Source organism: Leptolyngbya sp. NIES-2104 (assembly GCF_001485215.1).
In the GTDB taxonomy this organism is placed as follows: Bacteria; Cyanobacteriota; Cyanobacteriia; order Leptolyngbyales; family Leptolyngbyaceae; genus Leptolyngbya.
The window spans coordinates 3452628-3476716 of the sequence record NZ_BBWW01000001.1 but is presented as its reverse complement, the minus strand read 5'-3'; the positions used below and the strand labels follow the sequence as shown (position 1 = coordinate 3476716).

Here is a 24089-nt window from a genome sequence, read left to right as displayed (position 1 = left end):
CAAAATTTACTATCGAGAACTATCGACGCGGGTTCGGTGTGAGAACGTTAATCACAGCACCGACTGCCGCACCATTTGCCGTGTTTCGGACTGCGTGACGGCGATTTGTGACTCTTCCAACTGCGGCACTTGTACCTGCACCCACTGCCGCATCTTTGAGCAGATCAGGACGCTGACCTTTTCGAGTGAGCAGATCGCGAGATTGGTTTACCGCTGCACCTGCGGCTGCACCATTGATAATGTTGGGTACAACTTTGTGACGGGTAACTACACTGGAGACAACACCCGTAGCGGCTCCAATTCCGATGTCACGCCAGATGTTTTGGTCGGCTGAAGCGGGCTTCATTGGGAGAAAAGTAGCGCCGACTAAGCTCGTTGCCATCAGTCCAGGAGCGAGGGCACGTTTTAATGTCTGATTCATGGAATAAACCTCCACACATCGTTAAATCAAGCGGATCAGTAAATCGTTCTTATTCGCTTAACTATTCTTAGTTTAACTAACAGAATGTGAGATTGGTATACCGATGGTGGTAAATAGTTTGTGTACGTATAGTTCTTCTGGCATCTACGGGTGTATTAACAGTCCAGTGTATTTTCCAGTTCCCAGGGTGTCACACAGCTTGTAAATTGATTCCATTCTTGGTGTTTCAGTTTGAGATATGCTTTTGTGAAAGATTCACCCAGCGATCGACAAATCACTGCATTTTCCTCCAAACACCGCAACGCATCCAGCAAGTTTTTCGGCAATGCTTTCACTTCACCTTCAGGGAGTGGTTCAGTGTACATATTGTTATCACGTCGAACGCCTGGATCACGCTTTTGAACAATGCCATCTAATCCGGTTGCAATCAATGCAGCAGGCAACAAATAAGGATTTGCGGCTCCATCGGCTAAACGAAACTCGAAGCGTCCAGCATCGGGAATTCGGATAGTATGCGTTCGATTGTTGCCGCTGTAACTAGCAGTGTTCGGAGACCAAGTTGCACCGGATAAGGTGACAGGTGCATTGATGCGTTTGTAAGAATTGATAGTTGGATTGGTAATTGCACAGAGCGCCTCAGCCGAATGTAGTACCCCTGCAATGAATTGATAACCGAGTTGGGATAGTCCGAGTTCGCCTTGTGGATCATAGAAGAGGTTTTCTTGTCCTGCGTTGTCCCAAAGTGAAAGATGGGTGTGACAACCGTTTCCAGTCAGGTGAGTGAACGGTTTCGGCATGAAAGTCGCTCTGAGTCCATGTTTTTCAGCGATCGATTTCACCATGTACTTAAAGAACGCTTGTCGATCTGCTGTCATCAACGTATCGGCATACATCCAGTTCATCTCGAACTGTCCGTTTCCGTCTTCGTGATCGTTTTGATAGGCTCCCCATCCAAGGTTTAACATGGCATCGCAGATTTCACGAATGACATCGTATCGACGCATCAGGGACTGTTGATCGTAGCAAGGTTTAGATTGTCGATCGCGTAAATCCGAAATCTGCTCACCGTCCGCGCTCAGCAAAAAATACTCACATTCAACGCCCGTTTTTGCTCGATAGCCAAGTTCTTGAGCTTGTTGTAAAACCTTCTTTAAAACGACTCTCGGCGCTTGTTCTAACGGCTCTCCGGTGATTGTGTGTAAGTCTGCTGCTAACCACGCGACATCAGGCTGCCAAGGGAGTTGGATCAAGCTATCTGGATCAGGAATCGCTAAGATATCTGGATCAGCGGGAGTCATATCTAACCAAGCTGCAAACCCGGCAAATCCTGCTCCACTGGTTGCCATTTGATCAATGCTTTCTGTCGGGACTAACTTTGATCGAGCTACTCCAAACAAGTCAGTAAACGAAATCAGAAAGTAGCGGATTCCTTGAGTTTGCGCGGTTTGAGAAAGCGTCATAGTGGGTGTTGGAGTAGGGTTTGGATCGTCGATCGAATAAATGCGGCATCAGGCGGATACTGATACGGATTGCCTGCGCGATGTCCCCAAATCGATTCGATCTGATGATATTCCGAGTTTGGAATTAACGCGGCTTCTGCTGCACAATCTTCGGGTGTAAAGTACAAATCGGTTGTTGCAGGGATTACAAAAGTTTTGGCTTGTATGGCACTCATCGCTGCAATATAGTTGCCTTGATAGGTTGGATTATCGCTGACATCACAGTGCAACCAAGTCTCAATCATGGCGAGTAGATTGTGCGGATCACGTTTGCGATAGCTCATTTCCCAGAATCGGGCGATGTAGTCCTCTAACGAACTGTAGCCGAGTTGATAGTAAAGTCCTTCGCGATAAAAGGCTTGGGAAGCTGCCCAACTTGCATAGATATGGGCAAAGGCTCGAAATCCTCGATCGGGTAATCTTTCAAATCGGGTTCCTGTCCAAGCGGGGTCAGCCGTTAATGCAGTTCGTAAGCTTTGGAGAAAGATACGATTGTGATCAGTCGTTCGAGCCGTTCCGCAGAGGGCAGCAATTCTGAGAACGCGATCGGGAAAAAGCGCACCCCAGTGATAAGCCTGTTGTGCGCCCATTGACCAACCATAGATTAGTGCGAGTTGTTCAATCTGAAAGACTTCCTCAAGTAGCTGTTTTTGGGCGCGAACATTGTCGTAGTGACTAAACCAAACCCCTTCTAACTCACAATTGCTCGGTGAAGTGGATAAACCATTTCCGAACATATTTGGAATGATGATAAACCATTGAGTTGGATCTAGAATTCCATCGGGACGAATCAGCCAATCGATGTCTGGATGCTGCGCCCCGTATGAGGTTGGGTAGAGAATGGCGTTCGTTCGATCGCGGTTCAATGTTCCGTAGGTTTGATACACGATCTGGGCTTCGGGCAATGTTGCACCACAATACAGCGGAAAGTCTTTCAGAGTGAACTTCATACCAGGTTTTTAGCAAAGCTGTAGTTTACTTCGACATAGCCTTGGTCTTTGTAGGTGAAATGTTCTCTTAACTGTTGGTGTGCAGCAGGCAATTGATGAAAGGGAATCGATGGATAAAGATGATGTTCAGCATGAAAGGGCATGTTCCACATCAGAAATTGCAGCGGAAAGAGGGTTTTTGTCGATCGAGTATTCGTCAACGGATTGTTATCGTGCGTACATCCGGTATGTTCTGACAGCAGAATCATCCGTAGAATTGGTTGCCCCACCATCAACGGGAAAACCCAGTAGGTAATAAACCACGGTTGATGAGCAATGATCGAAATGGCGATCGCGATTCCATAAACTGCTAACTGCGATCGGACTGAAAAAATCACACCATTCCGCGCTTCTTCTGAAATGTAGGGATAGTCTTCTAGCTGTCCAGTTGCAACACGAAAATGCGTTCTCAGCTTGCCCCACCACCAAGTCACACCACTCAACATGATCAGATACTCAACTAAATTTTGAGGAATCGGATCACTTAGCTCTGGATCATTGTCCCAGTCTTGCGCGTAGCGGTGATGCCACTTGTGATAGCGGCGATAAAATGCGCCATTGTAGAAAGACAGCACTCCAGCAAGCCAGCAAACCGCATCATTTAGTAGATTGTTCTCGAAAGCGGTGCGGTGAGAAGCTTCGTGCATGGGAGCGAACATTGCAGCAAAACCGAATCCATAAACAACGAGTGCAGGAATCGCGATCAACCAATTGTGTCCGATATTCGTACCCCAAAGATAGCCACTGATACCGAGAATTGCGAAGTGTCCCGAAAGTTGGAACACACCTTTTGCAGTCGATCGAGTATTCAGATTTTTCAAAGCCTCATTACTCAGGGGTGAGCAACGCTTTGAATCGGGTTCAGTCAAGTTAGACTCAAAAACAGATGAACTCATCGTCTTTTTCCTCAAGAAGCTGGACTTGTTATAACAAGCAAGATAGCAATATATCACCAAAACGCTGTATTTCAAGCTACAAATTATGGGAATTCCTCTGCACAGTATGATTTCAAAAAAACTCCGCGATCGCATGAGCAATGGACAATATAAACCGGGAGATCAGCTACCGAGTGAACATCAATTAATGTCAGAGTTTGAGGTGAGTCGGATTACTGCAAGACGTGCGATCGCCAATCTAATGCAGCAAGGTTTAGTCGTAGTGCAACAAGGAAAAGGCGCGTTCGTTGCAAGTCAGCAGAAAGTCACTCATTCGCTCTCTAGTCCATTGTTGCTAGAGGCAGCGATGGCGCAGCAAGATGTGACCATTACAGTTCGATCGATAGTGTTTGAATTAGTTACAGTTCCGCCAGAAGTCGAGGAAATACTATCGGTAAAAATCGCTTATTTCCAAAAGAAAGTATTGTTATTTAATGGTGTTCCGGGTTGTGTGGATATTACTTACATTGCTCCAGAGCTAGGAAAAGCTTATGCTAAAGATCTCAAACAACAATTAAGCTTAACGGCGTTAGAGAAACATGGAATTTTTACAGAAAAGATTGATGCGGTGATTGAATGTACACAGGCTGATGACGAAACAGGTGAACTGCTAGAAGTGCCGCTCGGACATCCGTTGATTGTTTATCAGCATACGGCTTACACCGATGGAAATTGTGCGATCGTACATGGAAAATCGATTTCACGCGGTGATCGTTTATGTTATTCAGTGCAGATCAAGAGAAAGTAACGATGTATGGTTTAGCAATTCACACGAGCAGCCCGGATTTAGGATTGGCGATTTCTGATTTTGAAAGCGATCGTCGATTGATTGTTCTAGATCTCGGTCGTGACTTATCTAGCTCATTACACACGCATTTATTAGAATTTATCAAGCCGCAAACCTGGAAAGATCTGGATTTTATTGCTGTTGCGATCGGTCCCGGTGGCTTTACTGGAACTCGGATCGGTGTGGTTGCTGCGCGAACTTTAGCGCAACAGTTAGAGATTCCATTGTTCGGAATTTCGAGCTTAGGCGCGATTGCACATCAACATTCTGGAACGATTGCCGTTCAAATGCCTGCTCAACGAGGCGAACTTTATACAGCGATTTATCAAAATGGAATTGCGCTTCATTCTGATTCAGTCCAGTCAGCGGAACAATGGGCGAAACGTTTAGAACAGCACCCGATCGATCAGCAAATTGAAGCGGGATCGAATCAGGGGCAATTTGTCGAGGAGATTTTAGCGATCGCATATCAACGCTTGCAAAAAGGGGAGCGCTCCCATTGGTCGGAAGCACTCCCCTACTACGGTCAACACCCGGTGGAGATTGGTTAATGTGAGTCGCTCCGCTTCGATTGCGCTTCGCCCCGGAATGGAATTCGGGGCTAATCGTGCGAAGCCCACTAAAGGGGGCTAAAGGCGCATGAATTGGAGGCTTGCAGTCCTGAAGGGACTTCGCACCGCTCTTCCCCGAATTCTATTCCGGGGCGGGCGAACAACGAAGCGAGAAGCCTCGTCAAATCTGCGTTTAATTAGAACGATCGAGGCTCTCTTGCAGTGCATCACCGCTACGCTCTGCGGTATCGGGGTACATTTTGCCGAAGTCTTTCACAGCTTCACCCGTTTCCTTGGCAATCCGTCCCAGACGTTCACCCGGTTCGCCTGCGGTTTCACGAGCTTCACGATTCCATTGACCCGTGGTTTTGGGTCGATCGCTGTCAATGTTTTGCAAATCTTGCTGAATCTTCTCCGGTAAATCTTTCGCTTGCGGTTGTTCTCCGGCGCTGACGTTACGACGACCTTCAAACAGCGTCTTTGCTTTCTTCTCTGGGCTATCCGGTGCACCTGGCGAGTAGGAAGGATCTGCTGCAAAAGCTGCTTGCATTGGAGCAATTAAGACAAATGCCATCAATAAAACCAACAATACGGCTTGACGAATTCGTTTTAATGTATTCATGAGTTATATCCTCATTACGAGTTACTCATGGCATCCTAGAAAGAATTTAGAAATTGCTCGTCAATCTCAAGAAAGGTTCACTATAAACCGTGGGAGAGATTTTCATGCCGTCAACCCTGCAACAGCTTCAAGCCAAGTTAATCACGACTGAGAATTTTCGCCCGTTCGGACAATTGATTCAAGCTTCAAACGATGGGAAAAGTTTTGATCAAGAAGATGCTCAACTTCATCTACAGAATGGTATCCCCCGCTTCTACATTATGCGCCTGAAACATCGGGGGCGAAAATTCCACAAAATCACGCGACATCAGCACTGTACCCAATGTCTCGGTTCGCTTGAAGGCAAAGAATGGCTGATCGTCGTTGCGCCGCCGGGAACTGAGGAAAATCCTACGATCGCAGATCTCACCGCATTCTGCATTCCCGGTAATTGCTTCATCAAGCTCGACATCGGAACCTGGCACGCTGGACCCTATTTCGATGGCGATGTCGTTGATTTCTATAATCTCGAACTGAGTGACACCAATATCGTCGATCACGATACTTGCGATTTGCGATCGACCTTTGGCGTTGAGTTTGAAATTATCTGAATCGAATGCCGTACGTTTCGACATTGATCGCGCCTTCGATGCCTAGCGCGATCGTCTTTAACTGATTGAGTAATTCGCTCGATCGAACATTTCCCATCAGAATCACAACTTTGCCGCGTTGCTTCACCCGCAATCCTTCTAAATCCTGAATCGAGAAATGAGCCTGGAAAGCCTGAGAAACTCGCTTTGCCAAACCGCTATGGTCATATTCGCCATTCAGACCGATCCGCTCTGGTGGAATCGTATTTAAAAGGGAGTATGTCATGGTGTGAGCGTCAAGAAGGGAATCACACTTCGCAGACTTCGGCGCGGTAGAAGAGGACTTTCGGAGTTGTACCCTGGTCGTAATCATCTGAGTCTGCCAAATAGGTAAAGGTAGCTTAACAATCCATGCAGCTATTAAAGATTTTGCAAAGATATTAAGCAATCCACCTTCAGGCAGAGGTTAAAATGCGCCGTACAACTACGGAAAAAAGACCAAAATCAGGTAGCTTCTGTTAGATTAACGCCTTGCCTCTCAATTTAACAAATTCGTATCAAAGCAGAAATAGGTATTCCGTAATTCTTTGATAGCGTAAATTGGGTGGGCTTGATGACCGTTAAAGTTTAGAGTAATACACCGTGAAATCACGTAGATAAACTCAGAACCTTATCGAACAACCTGACGCATATAATCGCCCCAAAGTTTCGCTGCAAGTCCGCTATTTCCATCCGTTGGCGCGTTATTGTCGTTCCCTAGCCATACGCCTGTAACGATCGCCTGACTTGGGACATATCCAACAAACCATAAGTCTTTATTATCGTTCGTTGTTCCAGTTTTTCCCGCTTCACCGAGTCCGATCGCGGCAGCGCGTCCCGTTCCCGATCGCACCACTCCTTGGAACAATGTCGTCATTGTTGCCGCCACCTCTGGCTGAAGCACTCTCTGATTATTTTCGCCATCTTGGTCGGCTTGATAAATCACCCGACAAGTATTGATGTCTTTGCGATCTTTACAGTCTCCACTATCGAGAATCCGCTTAATCGTATGGGGGCGGTTTCGGACTCCATCGTTTGCCAGCACCCCAAACGCGCTCGTCATTTCCAGCGGTGTGACTTCACTTTGTCCTAAAACCAGACCCGGAACAGGATTGAGCTTCGATTTGACTCCTAATCGCTGTGCCATCTGCACGACTTTATCGAGTCCGACATCCTGAGCAACTCGCAGCGCAATCACGTTCAAAGACTGCGCGACTCCAGTGTAAAAATCCGCCGATCCGCCTCCACACCCTGCGTAAGTTTGTCCACCCCAGTTGAGCGGTGCACAAGAATAAGCGGTTCCTGGAGAAATGTTTTGTTCGATCGCGGCGGTGTACGCAAAGATTTTAAAGGTCGATCCAGGTTGCCGAAGGGCTTGAGTGGCACGATTAAATTGGCTTTCTCGATAATCCGTTCCACCCACCATTGCGAGAACTTCACCGGTTTTGGCATTGATCGTCACCATTGCACCTTGAGAGTATCCTGCACTCGCGCCATTGGTCTCGACACTATTTCTCAAACTTGCTTCGGCTCTCGATTGCATTCGTCGATCGAGTCCCGTTTCGACAATAAAATTTCCCTCACTTGCAAGACTGCCACCGAGCAGCGATTCGAGTTCATCAAACACCGCACTATAAAAGTATGGCGCGATCGCACTTTGTAATTCTTGCCGCGCTCTCGGACTAATTTCGATCCGCGATCGACGAGCACGATCGGCTTCTTCTTGTGACACCATGCCTTGTTGCGCCATTCGTTCGAGAACGCGATCGCGATATTCCACTGCCGCTTTATAGTTCGTCACCGGATTAAAACTATTCGGCGCAGGCAAAATTCCCACTAGCGTCGCCGCCTCCGATAAGTTCAAATCTTTGGATGACTTTCCAAAGTAAAACTGAGACGCATCCTCGAACCCATAGATGCCGCTACCGAGATAAACGCGATTGAGATACAGTCTCAAGAGAAAATCTTTGCTGTAGACCGTTTCGAGTTTGAGTGCTACAAATGCTTCTCGAATCTTCCGCCCCGCCGAATCTTGTCGCCCCACATAATCCGGCAATACGCTTCTCGCAAGCTGTTGAGTGAGGGTACTTCCGCCTTCACGAATTTCGCCGCCTCGGACGTTGGTAAATAAAGCGCGAGCAGTCCCGATCGGATCAACGCCTAAGTGCCAAAAGAAGCGCGAATCTTCAGAAGCCATCACCGCATCCGGCAAGAAAGACGAAAAATCTGAAAGACTTTGCAACTCTACATGTCGATCGGTTCTCGGTGTTCGCAACGGTTGACCATCTCGCGAATTAATCACAACCGGACCTTGAACTGATTCCGGTAACGGATAAACCGAAAATCGCTGCCATTCGATGCCAATCACTGCCGCCGTTAACGCAGTCACTCCACTAATTCCGAACAATCCATATCGAACCGCTTTGAGATACCAGGGCAGCGGGTCTTTATATTGAACGCGAACCGATGCGGCAAGTTCAGGCGGACCTAGAGAAATGACATCACCGTTGTAGAGAATTTTCGATTTCAGCTTTCGCTTGCCGCGATACAGTCCATTCGTCGAACCTTCATCGCGAATCATGAATCTCGATCGCGTCGGTAAGCCTAAAAATTTCCGCTTGCGATCGCGCTTCACCACAGCATGAACCTGACTCACCACTGGATTCCGCACAACGATGTCGCACGATTTGGAGCTGCGCCCGATCGAATAGCGATCGCCCAACAGCGGAAACACCTGTGCCTTGGGTGCATCGGCATCCTGCACAAATAATTCTGGAACTCGCGCATTGGGTTTGAGTTTCAGCTTTGAAAAATTGATCCGCGTGAGGGTCGTTTTAACAGCTTGGCTGAGATTGCCGAGAACGGTTTGCGATCGACGCGGGGGCAGAGGCGGTTGAGTCATGGAACAAGCGATCGAGGGACTGCGATATATTCTAGTCAAATGCGGGATAGGAAGTATCGAACTCCCTACCCCCACGCAGATAACTACTTGTTGAATGGGTCGTGTTCCGCTAACATTCGCTCTAATTTTGCTTCGTCCACCCGTGAGATAATCCGTTTCGCCTCGTGCATATCCCGCGAGTTTTCGCCACACTAAACGTAGATGCCACCGTAAACAGTGTCCCCATTCCGACATACCCTTTCACCCAACCGTCTACAGGTAGATAGCAAATCCCGATCGTCGTCGCCGTTACCGAAATTACAAACGATGCCCAAGCCTGAAAAATCCACGCGCTACTGTGCGCTTGAGTGGTACTATCGAACTTCTGCATAAGGATTCTCCTGACGGAAATTGAACACTTCAGAAGATAGCCATTACTTCGGACACAAAGTATCTAGAATAGACACTCTCAGATTTGTCCTGTTTTGCGTTCTTACAGTCTGTAGAAGATGAAAGAAACGACTCGAATATCATCGATTTGTGACGCGATAGTAAAATCTTTCAATTTCAGTTACAATTTGTCACAAATTTACGAACGGGCTAATTACACTTGAGTAGAGACCGGGCATTTTTGAACCAGGAGCGAGGAACCAAACTTGATGAGTTGACTTTCACCGAATCATTCATTTGGCTCTTCGGACTGTTTTCCTTGTTCAGAGTGCGCTTTTCTAGCTTTCACCCGCCCACATAAGCATTGTTGACAACCTATGGAACCTGTGACACAACCGCCCAAGCATCGTGTGGTTATTATCGGTGGTGGTTTTGGGGGCTTATATGCCGCTCAAAGTCTCAAAAACGCCGATGTTGATGTGACCTTGATTGATAAACGCAATTTTCATTTGTTCCAACCGCTGCTCTACCAAGTCGCGACCGGAAACCTTTCACCTGCGGATATTTCCTCGCCGTTGCGATCGATTCTCAGCCGTCAGAAAAACGTCCGCGTTCTGATGGAAGAAGCAACGGATATCGATCCCGAAACGCAACAAGTCATGACCAGCCGAGGAGCCATTCCTTACGACTCGTTGATTGTGGCAACGGGCGTAAGTCATCACTACTTCGGCAACGATCAGTGGAAAGATGATGCTCCTGGCTTGAAAACGATCGAAGATGCGATCGAGATGCGCCGCCGAATCTTCTCAGCATTCGAGGCAGCAGAAAAAGAAACTGATCCCGAAAAGCGCAAAGCGTTACTCACCTTTGTCGTGGTCGGCGGCGGTCCAACCGGGGTGGAATTAGCGGGCGCGATCGCAGAACTCGCCAATCACACGTTAAAGCAAGATTTCCGCAGTATTGACACTACTGAAGCTCAGATTCTCTTGATCGAAGGTTTGGATCGCGTTTTGCCTCCTTATCCGGCTGATTTGTCTGTGAAGGCGGCTGAATCTTTGACCAAGCTCGGTGTGACAGTGCGGACAAAAACCAAAGTGACACAGATCGACGGCGATAATCTCACGCTCGAATACGACGAAACCCGCGAAACGATTTCGGCAAAAACGATTCTCTGGGCGGCAGGTGTAAAAGCTTCCGGTGTCGGTCGAGTGATTAGCGATCGCACTGGAGCATCGCTCGATCGTGTGGGTCGCGTTATGGTCGAATCCGATCTCAGCGTTCCGAATCATCCCAGCATCTTCGTAATCGGTGATTTGGCTCACTGTGCTGATCCCGAAGGTAAACCTTATCCCGGTGTTGCACCTGTAGCAATGCAGGAAGGTAAGTATGTTGCCCGACTGATCAAAGCAAGATTAAGCGGTCAATCGCTGCCTCGATTCCTGTACAAGGAATTCGGAAGCCTCGCCGTGATTGGACAAAATGCAGCCGTTGCAAATCTCGGTGGCGTTCATCTGTCTGGCTTTATTGCTTGGTTCATCTGGATCGTGGCGCATATCTACTTCTTGATCGAGTTCGACAACAAACTGGTTGTAATGATTCAGTGGGTTTGGAACTATGTTACTCGTTCCCGTGGAGCGCGGATTATTACCGATACGACGCTCGTTCCAGGCGAGTCTCCGTCTGTACGATCACGCAAAGAAGAACCCGTCAACGTTTAGAGTGTGCTGAGTTATCTTGCTTCGTTGCTCACTCGCCCCGGAATGGAATTCGGGGCTAACAGAACGAAGTCCGCGCTCTGGGGACTAAAAGCCAAACGAAATCTCTTCAGTCCTTTTCAAAGGACTTCGCACGATTAGCCCTGAATTCTATTCCGGGGCGGGACAGAAACGAAGCGAGAAGTCTCAGAACACACTCCAGCGCTGATGAATTTCTCAAAGCAGATGGCATCAACCCCGTCTGCTTTTGTTTTTCTCTGTCCATACTAGACAGGGATTGCATTCACCCTTGTTCAGTTATGCGCGATACTGTCGATTCTCAGGTCGAATTTTATCTTAGACAAGCTCGCCAACTGAGTCGAGCCGGACGCTACGACGATGCGATCGCAGCACTCGATAAACTCTTACAGCGACAACCCAGTTCATCGATCGCTTGGTTTGAACACGGAAAAGCCTTCTACGGACTCAAACGCTATAACGAGGCAGTCGAGAGCTTCAAAGAATCGATCCTGCTCAAAGCCGATTACGAGCCTGCCTGGAATTTACAAGGAATGACGCTGTCTCGACTGCAACGGTACGCAGAAGCAATCACCAGCTACGACCAAGCCATTCAACTCTGCCCTGCTAACTACAAAGTTTGGTATAACCGAGCAAATTCTCTATTAAAGCTCGGATCAAGCTATGAAGCCCTCTACAGCTACGAAGAAACGCTCAACCTCAAACCGAACTACACGAAAGCTTGGTACAACCGAGGTATTGTCTTAACGCAACTCAAACGATTTGAAGACGCGATCGACAGTTACAATCAAGCCCTTTCGACTCGTCCGCATTTTTCCGCTGCTCACTACAATCTCGGCAATCTGTTCTGCCGCTTAGGACAGTACGAAGAAGCAATCAGAAGCTACCAGCAGGTTCTCGAAATTCGTCCTACTTTATACGAAGCTTGGTACAACTTGGGCGGAGTCTTTCAGAAACTGGGACAACATGCAGACGCGATCGCAGCTTACGATCACGCGATCGCGCTCAATCCAAACTGCTCCGGTACCAAAACTCGCCGCGATCAGCTTAACGGTTAATCTTTTCTGCATATTGCTTTAGTTCCCACGCCATGCGCTGAATGCCTCTACGCTCATCTCGACGAATGAACGGTAATAGGAATCGTGCCAGCGTCCCAGAGAAATTCTGCTGATACGAGAATCGAGTTTGATTCACGCCGATATCTTGAAGCTCTAAAACGTGTTCGTTTCGTAAACCGGGAATCGTCGAAAGCCATTTTAGACAGTAATTTGGCTGAACCAAAGTGACGATCGGGCGAAACTGCACTTCTTCTTCGCCCGGATTTCGTAATAGAGACAATGCCACATCGCGCCCTTCTACAAACGGTAGGGACGGATCGCAGTCATATAAAAAAGTATTCCAATATTTCCAGCGGTCTTTGGCGATCAGGATTTGCCAAATTTGCGATCGTGCGGCTCGAATTTCAATTTCTGTATATAAAGTTGGCATCTGAGATTATCCCTAGTCGTTCGTGATTTACAGTTCATGACCCTTTATTGCGGTAAGATTTGCCGAGTCGCAAATCACTCCTCACATGTCAGACCTTCTAACTCCCAATTCCAGTTTTAGCTTGACGATCCGCTTTCAGGTTCCCAATCGTCCAGGAATGCTTGCAAGTGTCACGAAAGCGATTTCGACGCTCGGTGGCAGTATGGGACAGATTGATCTCATCGAGCAAACCCGCGATATTTCGATGCGAGACATCACGGTTGATGCTGCCAGTACCGAACATGCAGAAACGATCGTGCAAGCGGTGAAAGATTTACCTCATATCAAAGTGCTGGATGTGTACGATCGAACTTTCACGCTGCATCGCGGTGGCAAAATTAGCGTTGTCAGTAAGATTCCCCTCAGAGGGCAGGCAGATCTCGCGATGGCGTATACTCCTGGAGTCGGAAGGATTTGTACTGCGATCGCACAAGACCCCAAACGAGTCTATGAACTGACCGTGAAACAAAACATGGTGGCGATCGTCACGGATGGCAGTGCGGTTTTAGGGTTAGGAAATTTAGGTGCGGAAGCCTCGATGCCTGTGATGGAAGGCAAAGCGATGCTGTTCAAAGAATTCGGCGGACTGGATGCGTTTCCGATTTGTCTAGCGACTCAAGACACTGATGAAATTGTAGAAACAGTCAAACGAATTGCTCCGGTGTTCGGCGGCGTGAATTTAGAAGATATTGCGGCTCCTCGCTGTTTTGAAATTGAAGCGCGACTTCAGCGAGAATTGAATATTCCGGTGTTTCACGATGATCAGCATGGAACCGCGATCGTCACGCTTGCTGCTCTAACGAATGCGCTCAAGCTCGTGAAGAAAACCATGTCAGAGATTCGGATTGTAATCAATGGTGCGGGTGCTGCCGGAGTCGCGATCGCAACTCTTTTACAAAAAAGTGGCGCAAATCAGATTATTATGTGTGACTCAAAAGGCATCTTGTCGCTCGATCGTCCCGATTTGAATGATCAAAAACGTGCCTTTGCAGTGGAGCAATCTGGAAAGCTTGCCGATGCGATGAACGGTGCGGATGTTTTCTTAGGGGTGAGTGCGCCGGGAGTGGTCACTCCTGAAATGGTGAAATCGATGGCGACTGATCCGATCGTGTTTGCAATGGCAAATCCAATTCCTGAGATTCAGCCTGAGTTAGTTCGAGATGATGTTGCAGTGATGGCGACTGGACGCAGCGATTATCCGAATCAGATTAATAATGTGTTGGCGTTTCCGGGAGTGTTCCGGGGTGCGCTCGATTGTCGGGCTTCGACATTTACGACCAGTATGTATTTACAGGCGGCATTCGCGATCGCATCTTTGATTAAGACGGAAGATCTCGATCGCGAACATATCATTCCCTCTGTGTTTGATGAACGAGTCGCGTCTGTGGTTTCAGCCGCTGTGCAACGCGCCGCAAGAGAAGATGGAGTCGCACAGCGATAAAAAAATGGAGGATGGTAAACTCTATCCTCCCGATAGCAATCAATCATCGGTCAAACTGCTAAACTCATCCGTCGTCAGCAATAGTTCGCCGTACTCTGGAACCCATGCCAGCCATTGATTTTCAGCACATTGGCACAGTAACCAAGCTTGATCAAAACTATATGCAGTGGGTGGATTGAGCAATTGCACCCACATCGACGGAGTAAAACGAGGGGCACAGGGAATCGATCGTAGCGTTTCCCATGTTGCAGAATTCGGAATATCAAGAGCCATAACACCACCCTCTGAAGCGAAAATCGGGATATTTTGTATCTTATGATACTTTTTCGGCTTTTTTCATCTTTGTATTAGAACTTTACGAGTAACGCGATCGTCCCAGACCAATCTTTTGTAGTTGGGACAGTCAGTAATGCAGAACGAAGACGGTGTAGCATAATCAAACAAAGTTACAATCAAGGCGAACCTGCATTTAAGTTAACGATGAAAACGTTGGCGAAATGGTCGATCGATGAATATCACCGCATGATTGAAGCGGGAATTTTGCGCGATCGCTGTGTAGAACTGTTGGCAGGTGAGATTGTTGAAATGAGTCCAGAAACGCCACTTCACTACAGCACTGCAAAACGAGGAGCGAGATATCTAGAACGACTCCTTGATCGTCGTGCAGAAGTTCGGTTCAATGGTCCAATTACGCTGACAGATTCCGAACCGGAACCCGATATCGCGATCGTCTGTTTGCCAGAAGAACAATATCGCGATCGGCATCCCAATGCTGAAGATATCTACTTACTGATTGAAGTCGCAAAAACCAGTTTAAAGAAAGATACCGATCTGAAAGCTGGAATTTACGCAACTGCGGGTATCCAGGAATATTGGGTTTTGAACCTAGCCGCCCGGCGAATCATCGTATTTCGAGATCCACAGAATGGGAAATACCAAACAGAGCAGGTTTTAAGCTCAGGCGCGATCGCACCGTTAGAATTTCCAGATCTTTCGATTTCAATTGATCGGCTTTTAGCAGATGTTTGAAAAGCCTTGAGCAAATCTGCGCTAAAATAATAGTACAGATGTATCCAGATTAAGCTCATGCCCCTATGCTTTCGGCAGCAATGCCAGGATCTGCTCGACAAACGCTTGATGATCGACGACTGGCTTCGAGATATAACCATCGGCTCCACTTTGCTTGAGGAAATTTTCTCGATCGCCTTCCATCGCGTGCGCCGTCACCAAAATAATCGGCAAATTTGCAGTTTTGTCATCAGCTTTCAAGAGTTGAGTAAGCTGAATGCCATTCATTGCCTTACCCTGGTACATACTGCGTGAGAGAGACACATCCATCAAAATAATGTCTGCCTCACCGGACTGGGCAATCTGGATAACTTCATCTACATTTTCAGTATGCTTCACTGCCAAACCACCACGTTTGGTCAGGATTTTCGAGAACACTCTGGCATTAATCAGATCGTCCTCCACAATTAAAACGGTTTGCATATAAATTCCTCAGACGAAACGCACTGGATACGGCAAAATAGAACGATTGTAATGTAGCTCAACTGTATTAGTATTTTCAGGACGGGCGATCGACATTCAGCAACCGCTTGGTTTCTCACTATTGTAAAGTTCAGCAGGATAACAGGCTCATGGCTCGGACGCGACCTCAATCTCAATCAGAACAGTTAAACATTCTTCCAACCGGACAGGTTATCACGACTGCCTTACATACGGAGATGCAGCAGTCCTATTTGGAATATGCCATGAGCGTGATCGTGGGGCGGGCACTCCCCGATAGTCGCGATGGCTTGAAGCCTGTCCATCGTCGTATTTTATACGCAATGCACGAATTGGGGTTAACTCCCGATCGCCCTTATCGAAAATGCGCCCGCGTCGTCGGGGATGTCCTTGGTAAGTATCATCCTCACGGCGATCAGGCGGTCTATGATGCCCTCGTGCGAATGGTGCAGGATTTCTCTAGTCGCTATCCGTTACTCGGTGGTCATGGAAACTTCGGATCAGTAGATAATGATCCGCCTGCTGCAATGCGATACACCGAAACGCGATTATCCGCGATCGGTAACGAATCTCTGCTGAATGAAATTAGTGAAGCGACTGTCGATTTTGTCGGTAACTTTGATAACTCACAACAAGAACCCGTTGTACTCCCTGCCCAATTACCGATTCTGCTACTGAATGGTAGTTCAGGGATTGCGGTCGGGATGGCAACGAATATTCCACCGCATAACTTAGGAGAAGTGATTGATGGGCTGATCGCACTGATCGATCGACCCACTCTATCGGATGATGAACTGCTCGCATTGATTCCGGGTCCTGACTTTCCCACAGGTGGCGAAATCATTGATACGAGCGGCATTCGGGAAGCTTATCTCACAGGGCGAGGTAGCGTCCCGATGCGGGGAATTGCAAATGTTGAAGAGATTAATACAGGTCGCGGTAAACATCGAAAAACCGCGATCGTCATCACAGAGTTACCCTACCAAGTTAATAAAGCCGGACTGATCGAAAAGATTGCCGAACTGGTGAACGCAGGCAAGATTGAAGGCATCGGTGATCTGCGTGATGAAAGCGATCGAGAAGGCATCCGAGTGGTCATCGAACTGCGACGCGATGCGAATCCTCACAAAATTCTGAATGCTATCTATCGTCAAACTCCACTACAGACGAATTTCGGCTCGATTCTCTTAGCACTCGATAACGGTCAACCGAAACAGATGACCTTGAGAGAGCTATTGAACTCATTCTTAGTATTCCGTGAAGAGACACTGACTCGGCAGTATCGCAACGAATACAACCAAGCCGAAAATCAGCTTCATGTCTTAGAAGGTCGGTTAAAAGCGCTGGCAAACTTAGATGATGTGATCGAGATTTTGCGGAATGCTCCCGATGGCGGCACCGCAAAAGTTCAGCTGCAAGAAAGCTTAGATTTAAGCGATCGACAAGCGGATGCGATCTTGTCGATGCCGCTCCGAAGACTAACCGGAATGGAACGTCAAAGCCTGCAAACCGAGCATGATGAACTGCTTGGGAAAATGGAGGACTTGCATAAGTTACTCAGCGATCGACGAGAATTGCTCAAATCACTGAAGAGAGATCTCAGAGCGCTGAAGAAAAAATACGGAGACGATCGACGCACGAAGATTATTGCTGCTGTAGATGTTGCGGCGGAAGTGAGTGAGAAAGAAGATGCTCCTGCACGATCGACCGTGAACTTATCCTTTGAGTTTGAGGAAGAAGAACAGAAAGCAGTCGTCGAAGTGACTCAGCGTGGATATGTGCGGCGCATGGTTCCAAAAACATACGATCGACTCAGCAAAAATCGCAACGATGACACAGCGACGAAAGAACTCGAAGACGGTGACGATTTCGCGACGCAAACCGATTTCACGACCACAGGTAAAACACTCGTTGTGTTTACCCGAAGCGGAAAAGCGTTTGCGGTAAAAGTTCGCGACATTCCTCAAGCCAACAACGGCAAATCGAAAGGAACACCGCTGATTGCACTCTTACCACCTGCTGCACAAGCAGAACCAGACTCGATCGCAGGAACATTCATCCTGCCCGACGAAATCGAAGATCAATTTGTGCTGTTACTCACCGAACAAGGACGCATCAAACGATTACCGCTGTCTGAATTTACTGATTTAACAGGACGAGGATTGACCGCACTGAAGCTCAAAGAAGGCGATCAATTGCTGTGTGTCAGTCCGGTACAGGTTGGAGAGCAAGTCCTGTTAGCAACTTCGAGCGGTCGCGTGTTGAGATTCGAGGTGAATGATTTGCAGATTCCGATCGCAACTCGAACTTCTCAAGGTCAAACTGGAATGCGCGTGAGCAAGAAAGAACGGCTCGTCGGATGGGCGATCGCAAACGAAGATGATACGTTCTTGATGATTTCCGAACAAGGCTACGCGAAACATATGGAAGTCAAAGCCTTAAGGCGGGCGAGTGCTGGAGAATTGGGAACTCAATCTTTCCACTTCAACAATAAAACCGATATTGTTGCTGGAATTGTTGCGGTGTTACCTCAATCGCTCGTGTTCTTGTTAACGAATGAGAATCATCTAGCGCGGATTGATGTCGATGACATTGATTTGAGTTTGAAAGACGATCGCGGTTCTCGTGTGGTCAAACTGAGCAAAACTGAGCGGGTGACTCATGTGAGCTTGCCTGTGTTGTATGGGGATGAAGACTCGATCGAGTAATCGGATGTTTGAAAAGTATGGAAAGTCTCTTCGCTCTCGTTGTACTCTCGCCCTGAAATGAATTTCGGACTAACCGATGAAAGTCTACTGAAGTAGACTCAGAGGGAGTTCCAGGTTCTTAGTCCATTTCTAATGGACTTGCGCCGATTAGCCCGAAATTCCATTTCAGGGCGGGATAGTGCAACGATCGAAGACGTTTCAAATATCCTCCAAGTACCAGATACGAAATCCTCCCCTCGTACCTTGTTCCAAATTGTAAAGACCTGTTGCAACTCTTAATAAAACTGCGAAAAAGCGTTGCAGGAAGCTTGGTAAACTGGATAGGCGAATGAAAACGTAGAATGCTGATGGCAAAATCATTTGCCGCATTCATGCAAACCCACTTAGACCACACTGCGCATCGCGTAAAACTCATGGTAGATTCCCTTAAAAAACCAGGCTTTGAAGAACTGCGCCCCGGAATCAAGGTTCCAGCAAAAGAAACAATTCTCACGCCGCGCTTCTACACCACCGACTTTGACGAGATGGCGCAGATGGATCTCTCCGTCAATGAGGAAGAGTTTGAAGCATTGGTCGCAGAATTGCGAAACGACTACAATCGCCACCATTTCGTGCGCGATGAAGAGTTTGAACAATCCTGGGATCACATTGATGGCGAAACCCGCAAAGTCTTTATCGAATTCCTAGAGCGCTCTTGTACGGCTGAATTCTCAGGCTTCTTGCTGTATAAGGAACTGTCCCGCAAGCTGAAAGACCGCAATCCGTTACTTGCTGAAGGATTCGCGCTGATGTCCCGCGATGAAGCGCGTCACGCTGGATTCTTGAACAAAGCATTATCGGATTTCAATCTTTCTCTCGACTTGGGCTTTCTGACCAAGAGCCGCAAATATACTTTCTTCAAGCCGAAGTTTATCTTCTACGCAACCTATCTGTCTGAGAAGATCGGCTACTGGCGCTACATCACGATTTTTCATCACCTCAATGCTCATCCTGAAGATCGGCTCTATCCGATTTTCAAATTCTTTGATAACTGGTGCCAAGATGAGAACCGTCACGGTGACTTTTTTGATGCGTTGATGCGGACTCAGCCCCAGTTCTTGAACGATTGGAAAGCGAAACTGTGGTGTCGGTTCTTCTTGCTGTCAGTGTTCGCGACGATGTATCTCAATGACATTCAGCGCACCGATTTCTATGAAGCGATCGGGCTAAATACTCGCGAATTCGAGTACACCGTGATTGAGAAAACCAACGAAACCGCAGGTCGCGTGTTCCCGGTGATCCTCGATGTGAAGCATCCGAAGTTCTATGAGCGCTTGGAAACTTGCATCCAGAACAACGAGAACTTAAGAGCGATCGACAACACAAATGCACCGAAATTCATCAAGACACTGAAGAAAGTGCCTTACTACCTCTCGAACGGGGTTCAACTGGCGAAACTGTATTTCATTAAGCCGATCGACATGACGGCTCAACATGGACAAGTTCGATAAGTCCTGAAGTACCCCTTGGTTTGTAGCGGTTCCAGCATCGGAACCGCTTTTTTTATTCGTCGATTTGCCAAAGTTCAGTCGAGTAATCCTCATCGAGAACCTTTTTCGGGCGCATCACTAAAATGACTCGTCCTAGTAGCGCGATCGAGGGCGCTTCCTCAAACCACTGCAATTCAAGCTGATCCTCGTTGGCAACCGCAAAATAACTATCCATTTGCCAGTCTCGCTGAGCGCGATCGACTACGACAATCACTTCTTCTGTCCCGCCCGGTAACGGATTCGGAAGTCGATCGCTATCACACAACATTGCGATCGGGTCTTCCGCACTCCGAATCACTTGCCAACCCGGAATTGTCATCCATGCGCCCGTTCCCGAAAATTGAATGATTGCGAATACTCCAGTTTCTTCGGTGATCGGGACCGCATTCAAATCTGAGACGGTCAGCGGAAGTTTTCCAGCAACCGGGAGAATGCGCGGGAGTTGATCATCAGATTCCAACCGGTAGACCGGAAGGCGTGGAGCAGGACGTTTGGGTGTGACACTGAAATCCGTGAGAAGCGCTTCGATCGCTTTTCGAGCCGTGTCACTGTGAGCGAATTTTAGACCCCTGGCAATGTAGCGCGATCGCTCTTGTAAATCAGTCTTCTCTTTCGCCGTTTTCCAAGCCTGATACGCCACGGCATCCCCTGGATGAGTGGTGAAGGCTTCCGGCACTTTACTCAGCCGGGAGAAGTCTTTTAGCGCACGAGCTACTTCATGCACTTCATCGGTGTCTAGATCCTTTTCAAAGACTAATTCGGCTGCGGCTGCCCGTTCCGTCTGAGAAAGCACTCGCAATTCGTAGAGAATATCGCTGGCTCTGTTTCCAAAATGCGATCGTACCGCATCCGAAACGCCGACTTTCAGCATCGAATCGTAAACTTGCGCCGCCACGATAATTTGATTTTGGTGAATCGGCTCGAATCCAGTCGCTTCAAAAATCGCGTTTGGCGTGTAGCCTGATTTTTGCAGAGTTTGACAGGCTTGTGCCCACTCTACCCACGAACCCTGTTTACGACGCAGCGACAATAGTAAATCGTCTGCGTTTGATAATTCCTCAGTCATAGCGCGTTTTTCCCAGTGAATCCTCAATCAGATTAGCAAAGGGAGATTAGCAAAATCATTTAGATTTCAGAACGATCGCACTACGTAATACTGAGCGTGCCTTTGTCGATGGGGAAAATATATCGGCTCGAAACGTTTTGGTAATGGAAGATGCCAACCACCGCACCAATTCCAATGAGCAAAGCCAGAACAAGACTGAAACGGTATTGAGACTGAACGTTCATAACGGGACTGAAACAAATTTGAATTACTTTCAATATGTTTAAGCCCTAAGTATTCCGCCTCAAACTACCGAAGGATTTCATCATCGTCTGAGAGTTAGACTACGATCGCTAACTGTTCCAAAATCGATCGCGCTACTCGATCGCAAGCTCCTTCGCCGCCTAAAGCCGATCGCATGGCTTGATAATCCGCGATCGTTTTCTCCCGCTTCTCAGGCTGCAACAATCCCAAAGCAGACAGCGCTAAATTCTCCGGAGTCGCCTCGTTTTGAATAAACTCAGGCACAATCTCTTTCATCTCAACCAAATTCGGTGGCGAAACAAACGGAACTTTGAGCTTGAGAATGTTCTTCGCAATCCAAAACGTAATCGGCGCTAAGCGATACATGATCACTTGAGGCACATTGAGTAAGGCAATCTCTAGATTGACCGTTCCGCTTTTGGTGATGGCTAAATCTGAAGCTGCGATCGCATCGAGCGGCGATCCTTCAATAATCTCGGCTTGCAATTGATAATCCTGAATTCCCTGAGCAATCTCAGTTCGATATTTCTCCAGCGACAACGGCACCAGAAATCGCACATCTGGAACCTTCGATTGAATTTGCTGTGCTGCCTCGAAGATCACAGGCATCATGTATTTAATTTCTTGTTGGCGCGATGCGGGGAGAAGCACGATCGTAGTTTGATCCGGTGCAATGCCTAATTTTTCACGAGCAGTAGCGCGATCGGGTGCGTTCTTCATGCGATCAACTAACGGATGCCCGACTAATACTGCATTCCCGCCTTTCGACTTGTAGTATTCTGCTTCACCGGGAAAGACCGAATAAATGTAGTCGCTAATCTGAACAATCCACTGTGTTTTTTTCTCATTAATCCGCACGACCCATTCTTGCGGCGCGATAAAGTAAGCGGTCGGCACATTCGCCAAATGTTTACGAACGTGCAGCCCGATACTGATGTTTGGATCGCTGTAATCGATCATCACTACAATATCGGGCGGATTTTCTTGTAAATATCGTTTTGCTCGACGTTGAACGCTCAGAGTCGGGAAAAGATACGGCAAGCCTTCGACGATTCCGATCGAGCCAATCTTCGTCGTATTTCCGAGTAATTTCGCGCCTGCGGCTTCCATCCGATCGCCACCCAGCGCCAATATCTCGATCTCGGCTCCCGCTTTTTCCGCTTGTTGGTACAGTGCTTTCACCAGCAACGCCCCTTGCAAATCGCCGGACACTTCGCCTGTACTGATAAAAATTCGCTTCTTCATTCGGATTTCAGAGTTGCGCTCGGTGTCAGTCCTCTACGTCCCGGTGATAGAGAGAGTTGAATAAATTGCTGAAAATGCTGAATGTGCTCATTTTCCGGCAGCAGATCTAATCGTTCTAACGCCTCATTCATCGTTAAGCCCGATCGAAACACGGTTCGATAAGCCTTTTTCAATAAACTAATCTCTTCTGCGGTAAAGCCCGATCGCTGAAGTCCGACCTGATGAAATGCCCGAATCCGCGAAGGATTGCCCTCCACGATCGTAAACGGTGGAACATCTCGATCAATGCGACTCATTCCCCCAATCATCGCGTGTCGCCCAATCCAAACAAATTGATGAATTCCCAACACACCGCTTAATCTAGCTTTCGATTCGATATGAACGTGACCCGCCATCTGTACCGAATTCGCGATAATCACCTGATCTTCGATCACGCACTCATGACCGACGTGGACATAAGCCATGAGTAAGTTTCCATTGCCGATGAGCGTAATGCGATCGGCAAAGGTTGGACGGTGAATCGTGACAAATTCGCGAATCTGATTGGCGTTCCCGATTCGCACTAACCCAAGCGAACCATCGTATTTCAAATCTTGCGGTTCAAGTCCGATCGCGGCTCCAGGAAAAATCTGATTTCGTTCACCGATTTCCGTCCAGCCTTCGATCACTGCATGATGTCCAACACTTGATCCCGCCCCTATTTTGACGTGTTCACCAATCACTGCATAAGCCCCAACTTGGACGGTTGGATGAAGTTGGGCATTCGGGTGGATCACAGCGGTCGGGTGAATCAAAGTGGTCGTCATAGATAGGGGGTAGGGAGGGGAAGAGGAAGAAAGAGAAGCGGTGGCTTCGCTGCACGGCGTGTTCGTTATGAATAATCCCGCTGTCTTTAATCGACTAGCGCAAACATTAAATCACCTTCACAAGCTAACTGTCCGTCAACTTCGGCACGACCGCGCATCTTCCCAAATCGACGTGCCTTCACCGAGAGCAGTTCCACGGTCATCACCAGTTGATCACCTGGCACAACCGGACGACGAAACCGCACCCCGTCAATCCCAGCAAACATGAAAAGACCCCCTGACACATCTGCCATTTGTGTCAGAACGACTCCGCCAACTTGCGCCATCGCTTCCACAATCAGCACACCCGGCATAATTGGACGACCCGGAAAATGCCCTTGAAACTGCGGTTCATTAAATGAGACGTTTTTGATTCCGATCGCCATTTTTCCGGGCACATAATCAATAATGCGATCGACTAATGCAAACGGATACCGATGCGGCAGGAGTTGGTGAATTTCTTCGACGGTAAACGTGGTTTTGATCGGAGTTTCGGGAGTCTCGGCGGGGACAGTGTGAGTTTCAATCAAGGTTGACATTGGCGTTGGGGTAAAGGGCTA

Annotated in this window: 25 protein-coding genes; 9 read left to right on the top strand and 16 right to left on the bottom strand. The window is 47.8% G+C overall.

The window, feature by feature from the left end:
- Positions 1-19 precede the first annotated feature (19 nt).
- The 4 genes from NIES2104_RS16415 to NIES2104_RS16400 form a co-directional block, all read right to left on the bottom strand.
- Positions 20-421: a hypothetical protein gene (locus tag NIES2104_RS16415; RefSeq protein ID WP_058999371.1), complete on the bottom strand. Its 402-nt coding sequence runs from the start codon at positions 419-421 to the stop codon at positions 20-22.
- 155 nt (positions 422-576) lie between these two features.
- Positions 577-1881 (bottom strand): type III glutamate--ammonia ligase, encoded by a 1305-nt coding sequence (glnT, locus tag NIES2104_RS16410; protein ID WP_058999370.1) that lies wholly within the window; start codon positions 1879-1881, stop codon positions 577-579.
- A complete protein-coding gene (locus NIES2104_RS16405; protein ID WP_058999369.1) occupies positions 1878-2870 on the bottom strand; it encodes an alpha/beta fold hydrolase in 993 nt (330 codons plus the stop codon). The genes glnT and NIES2104_RS16405 overlap by 4 nt, the downstream gene beginning before the upstream one ends.
- Positions 2867-3805 (bottom strand): fatty acid desaturase, encoded by a 939-nt coding sequence (locus tag NIES2104_RS16400; protein WP_058999368.1) that lies wholly within the window; start codon positions 3803-3805, stop codon positions 2867-2869. The genes NIES2104_RS16405 and NIES2104_RS16400 overlap by 4 nt, the downstream gene beginning before the upstream one ends.
- A 106-nt stretch (positions 3806-3911) precedes the next feature.
- Here NIES2104_RS16400 and NIES2104_RS16395 point away from each other — a divergent pair, with 106 nt between their 5' ends.
- Entirely contained in the window at positions 3912-4592 is a 681-nt protein-coding gene (locus NIES2104_RS16395; RefSeq protein WP_263970976.1) for a GntR family transcriptional regulator, read from the top strand.
- Positions 4562-5182 (top strand): tRNA (adenosine(37)-N6)-threonylcarbamoyltransferase complex dimerization subunit type 1 TsaB, encoded by a 621-nt coding sequence (gene tsaB / locus NIES2104_RS16390; RefSeq protein ID WP_058999366.1) that lies wholly within the window; start codon positions 4562-4564, stop codon positions 5180-5182. Before NIES2104_RS16395 ends, tsaB begins: the two co-directional genes overlap by 31 nt.
- Positions 5183-5375: 193 nt before the next feature.
- Here the strand turns inward: tsaB and NIES2104_RS16385 are convergent, their stop codons facing one another.
- Positions 5376-5804, bottom strand: coding sequence for a hypothetical protein (locus NIES2104_RS16385; RefSeq protein WP_058999365.1), 429 nt, complete (start codon positions 5802-5804; stop codon positions 5376-5378).
- Positions 5805-5908: 104 nt separating this feature from the next.
- On the opposite strand from NIES2104_RS16385, the gene NIES2104_RS16380 reads away from it, so the two are divergent.
- On the top strand, positions 5909-6394 hold the full coding sequence (locus NIES2104_RS16380; RefSeq protein WP_058999364.1) for an ureidoglycolate lyase: 486 nt from the start codon (positions 5909-5911) through the stop codon (positions 6392-6394).
- Here NIES2104_RS16380 and NIES2104_RS16375 read toward each other — a convergent pair.
- The 3 genes from NIES2104_RS16375 to NIES2104_RS16365 form a co-directional block, all read right to left on the bottom strand.
- A complete protein-coding gene (locus tag NIES2104_RS16375) occupies positions 6387-6659 on the bottom strand; it encodes a BON domain-containing protein (RefSeq protein WP_058999363.1) in 273 nt (90 codons plus the stop codon). The two genes, NIES2104_RS16380 and NIES2104_RS16375, sit on opposite strands and share 8 nt — an antisense overlap.
- Before the next feature lie 384 nt (positions 6660-7043).
- The gene (locus NIES2104_RS16370) at positions 7044-9314 is read right to left on the bottom strand and encodes a PBP1A family penicillin-binding protein (RefSeq protein WP_058999362.1); all 2271 of its coding nucleotides are present in this window, start codon (positions 9312-9314) and stop codon (positions 7044-7046) included.
- 121 nt (positions 9315-9435) lie between these two features.
- Positions 9436-9684: a YiaA/YiaB family inner membrane protein gene (locus NIES2104_RS16365; protein WP_263970975.1), complete on the bottom strand. Its 249-nt coding sequence runs from the start codon at positions 9682-9684 to the stop codon at positions 9436-9438.
- A gap of 376 nt (positions 9685-10060) precedes the next feature.
- Here NIES2104_RS16365 and NIES2104_RS16360 point away from each other — a divergent pair, with 376 nt between their 5' ends.
- Both NIES2104_RS16360 and NIES2104_RS16355 read left to right on the top strand, forming a co-directional pair.
- Positions 10061-11401 carry an NAD(P)/FAD-dependent oxidoreductase gene (locus NIES2104_RS16360; protein ID WP_058999361.1) on the top strand — a complete coding sequence of 447 codons (1341 nt, stop codon included), beginning with the start codon at positions 10061-10063 and terminating at the stop codon, positions 11399-11401.
- A gap of 296 nt (positions 11402-11697) precedes the next feature.
- The gene (locus NIES2104_RS16355) at positions 11698-12474 is read left to right on the top strand and encodes a tetratricopeptide repeat protein (protein ID WP_058999360.1); all 777 of its coding nucleotides are present in this window, start codon (positions 11698-11700) and stop codon (positions 12472-12474) included.
- On the opposite strand, the gene NIES2104_RS16350 is transcribed toward NIES2104_RS16355, so the two are convergent.
- Positions 12464-12904: an SRPBCC domain-containing protein gene (locus NIES2104_RS16350; RefSeq protein WP_058999359.1), complete on the bottom strand. Its 441-nt coding sequence runs from the start codon at positions 12902-12904 to the stop codon at positions 12464-12466. The two genes, NIES2104_RS16355 and NIES2104_RS16350, sit on opposite strands and share 11 nt — an antisense overlap.
- Positions 12905-12989: 85 nt before the next feature.
- Here NIES2104_RS16350 and NIES2104_RS16345 point away from each other — a divergent pair, with 85 nt between their 5' ends.
- Positions 12990-14384, top strand: a complete 1395-nt coding sequence (locus NIES2104_RS16345) for a malic enzyme-like NAD(P)-binding protein (RefSeq protein ID WP_058999358.1) — start codon at positions 12990-12992, stop codon at positions 14382-14384.
- A 39-nt stretch (positions 14385-14423) separates the two neighbouring features.
- On the opposite strand, the gene NIES2104_RS16340 is transcribed toward NIES2104_RS16345, so the two are convergent.
- Entirely contained in the window at positions 14424-14657 is a 234-nt protein-coding gene (locus tag NIES2104_RS16340; RefSeq protein WP_058999357.1) for a hypothetical protein, read from the bottom strand.
- A 207-nt stretch (positions 14658-14864) separates the two neighbouring features.
- Between NIES2104_RS16340 and NIES2104_RS16335 the strand changes: the two genes are divergently transcribed.
- On the top strand, positions 14865-15413 hold the full coding sequence (locus NIES2104_RS16335; RefSeq protein WP_058999356.1) for a Uma2 family endonuclease: 549 nt from the start codon (positions 14865-14867) through the stop codon (positions 15411-15413).
- Between the two features lie 63 nt (positions 15414-15476).
- On the opposite strand, the gene NIES2104_RS16330 is transcribed toward NIES2104_RS16335, so the two are convergent.
- A complete protein-coding gene (locus tag NIES2104_RS16330; protein ID WP_058999355.1) occupies positions 15477-15875 on the bottom strand; it encodes a response regulator in 399 nt (132 codons plus the stop codon).
- Between the two features lie 149 nt (positions 15876-16024).
- Here NIES2104_RS16330 and gyrA point away from each other — a divergent pair, with 149 nt between their 5' ends.
- Positions 16025-18601, top strand: a complete 2577-nt coding sequence (gene gyrA, locus NIES2104_RS16325; RefSeq protein WP_058999354.1) for a DNA gyrase subunit A — start codon at positions 16025-16027, stop codon at positions 18599-18601.
- 413 nt (positions 18602-19014) lie between these two features.
- Positions 19015-20091, top strand: a complete 1077-nt coding sequence (gene acsF, locus NIES2104_RS16320) for a magnesium-protoporphyrin IX monomethyl ester (oxidative) cyclase (RefSeq protein WP_059001810.1) — start codon at positions 19015-19017, stop codon at positions 20089-20091.
- A 52-nt stretch (positions 20092-20143) separates the two neighbouring features.
- Here the strand turns inward: acsF and NIES2104_RS16315 are convergent, their stop codons facing one another.
- The 5 genes from NIES2104_RS16315 to fabZ all read right to left on the bottom strand — a co-directional run bounded on the left by NIES2104_RS16315 (position 20144) and on the right by fabZ (position 24068).
- Entirely contained in the window at positions 20144-21196 is a 1053-nt protein-coding gene (locus NIES2104_RS16315; protein WP_058999353.1) for a RuBisCO accumulation factor 1, read from the bottom strand.
- Positions 21197-21276: 80 nt separating this feature from the next.
- Positions 21277-21420: a hypothetical protein gene (locus NIES2104_RS31850; RefSeq protein ID WP_156426977.1), complete on the bottom strand. Its 144-nt coding sequence runs from the start codon at positions 21418-21420 to the stop codon at positions 21277-21279.
- Positions 21421-21514: 94 nt separating this feature from the next.
- Positions 21515-22684, bottom strand: a complete 1170-nt coding sequence (gene lpxB, locus NIES2104_RS16310; protein ID WP_058999352.1) for a lipid-A-disaccharide synthase — start codon at positions 22682-22684, stop codon at positions 21515-21517.
- A complete protein-coding gene (gene lpxA, locus NIES2104_RS16305; RefSeq protein ID WP_058999351.1) occupies positions 22681-23490 on the bottom strand; it encodes an acyl-ACP--UDP-N-acetylglucosamine O-acyltransferase in 810 nt (269 codons plus the stop codon). The genes lpxB and lpxA overlap by 4 nt, the downstream gene beginning before the upstream one ends.
- Positions 23491-23576: 86 nt before the next feature.
- Positions 23577-24068, bottom strand: a complete 492-nt coding sequence (gene fabZ, locus NIES2104_RS16300; RefSeq protein WP_058999350.1) for a 3-hydroxyacyl-ACP dehydratase FabZ — start codon at positions 24066-24068, stop codon at positions 23577-23579.
- Positions 24069-24089: the final 21 nt, after the last annotated feature.

Excerpts from the sequence above, each read along its gene's own strand:
- NIES2104_RS16415 (WP_058999371.1), bottom strand. The coding sequence starts at position 421 with ATGAATCAGACATTAAAACGTGCCCTCGCTCCTGGACTGATGGCAACG.
- glnT (WP_058999370.1), bottom strand. The coding sequence starts at position 1,881 with ATGACGCTTTCTCAAACCGCGCAAACTCAAGGAATCCGCTACTTTCTG.
- NIES2104_RS16405 (WP_058999369.1), bottom strand. The coding sequence starts at position 2,870 with ATGAAGTTCACTCTGAAAGACTTTCCGCTGTATTGTGGTGCAACATTG.
- NIES2104_RS16400 (WP_058999368.1), bottom strand. The coding sequence starts at position 3,805 with ATGAGTTCATCTGTTTTTGAGTCTAACTTGACTGAACCCGATTCAAAG.
- NIES2104_RS16395 (WP_263970976.1), top strand. The coding sequence starts at position 3,912 with ATGATTTCAAAAAAACTCCGCGATCGCATGAGCAATGGACAATATAAA.
- tsaB (WP_058999366.1), top strand. The coding sequence starts at position 4,562 with ATGTTATTCAGTGCAGATCAAGAGAAAGTAACGATGTATGGTTTAGCA.
- NIES2104_RS16385 (WP_058999365.1), bottom strand. The coding sequence starts at position 5,804 with ATGAATACATTAAAACGAATTCGTCAAGCCGTATTGTTGGTTTTATTG.
- NIES2104_RS16380 (WP_058999364.1), top strand. The coding sequence starts at position 5,909 with ATGCCGTCAACCCTGCAACAGCTTCAAGCCAAGTTAATCACGACTGAG.
- NIES2104_RS16375 (WP_058999363.1), bottom strand. The coding sequence starts at position 6,659 with ATGACATACTCCCTTTTAAATACGATTCCACCAGAGCGGATCGGTCTG.
- NIES2104_RS16370 (WP_058999362.1), bottom strand. The coding sequence starts at position 9,314 with ATGACTCAACCGCCTCTGCCCCCGCGTCGATCGCAAACCGTTCTCGGC.
- NIES2104_RS16365 (WP_263970975.1), bottom strand. The coding sequence starts at position 9,684 with ATGCAGAAGTTCGATAGTACCACTCAAGCGCACAGTAGCGCGTGGATT.
- NIES2104_RS16360 (WP_058999361.1), top strand. The coding sequence starts at position 10,061 with ATGGAACCTGTGACACAACCGCCCAAGCATCGTGTGGTTATTATCGGT.
- NIES2104_RS16355 (WP_058999360.1), top strand. The coding sequence starts at position 11,698 with ATGCGCGATACTGTCGATTCTCAGGTCGAATTTTATCTTAGACAAGCT.
- NIES2104_RS16350 (WP_058999359.1), bottom strand. The coding sequence starts at position 12,904 with ATGCCAACTTTATATACAGAAATTGAAATTCGAGCCGCACGATCGCAA.
- NIES2104_RS16345 (WP_058999358.1), top strand. The coding sequence starts at position 12,990 with ATGTCAGACCTTCTAACTCCCAATTCCAGTTTTAGCTTGACGATCCGC.
- NIES2104_RS16340 (WP_058999357.1), bottom strand. The coding sequence starts at position 14,657 with ATGGCTCTTGATATTCCGAATTCTGCAACATGGGAAACGCTACGATCG.
- NIES2104_RS16335 (WP_058999356.1), top strand. The coding sequence starts at position 14,865 with ATGAAAACGTTGGCGAAATGGTCGATCGATGAATATCACCGCATGATT.
- NIES2104_RS16330 (WP_058999355.1), bottom strand. The coding sequence starts at position 15,875 with ATGCAAACCGTTTTAATTGTGGAGGACGATCTGATTAATGCCAGAGTG.
- gyrA (WP_058999354.1), top strand. The coding sequence starts at position 16,025 with ATGGCTCGGACGCGACCTCAATCTCAATCAGAACAGTTAAACATTCTT.
- acsF (WP_059001810.1), top strand. The coding sequence starts at position 19,015 with ATGGTAGATTCCCTTAAAAAACCAGGCTTTGAAGAACTGCGCCCCGGA.
- NIES2104_RS16315 (WP_058999353.1), bottom strand. The coding sequence starts at position 21,196 with ATGACTGAGGAATTATCAAACGCAGACGATTTACTATTGTCGCTGCGT.
- NIES2104_RS31850 (WP_156426977.1), bottom strand. The coding sequence starts at position 21,420 with ATGAACGTTCAGTCTCAATACCGTTTCAGTCTTGTTCTGGCTTTGCTC.
- lpxB (WP_058999352.1), bottom strand. The coding sequence starts at position 22,684 with ATGAAGAAGCGAATTTTTATCAGTACAGGCGAAGTGTCCGGCGATTTG.
- lpxA (WP_058999351.1), bottom strand. The coding sequence starts at position 23,490 with ATGACGACCACTTTGATTCACCCGACCGCTGTGATCCACCCGAATGCC.
- fabZ (WP_058999350.1), bottom strand. The coding sequence starts at position 24,068 with ATGTCAACCTTGATTGAAACTCACACTGTCCCCGCCGAGACTCCCGAA.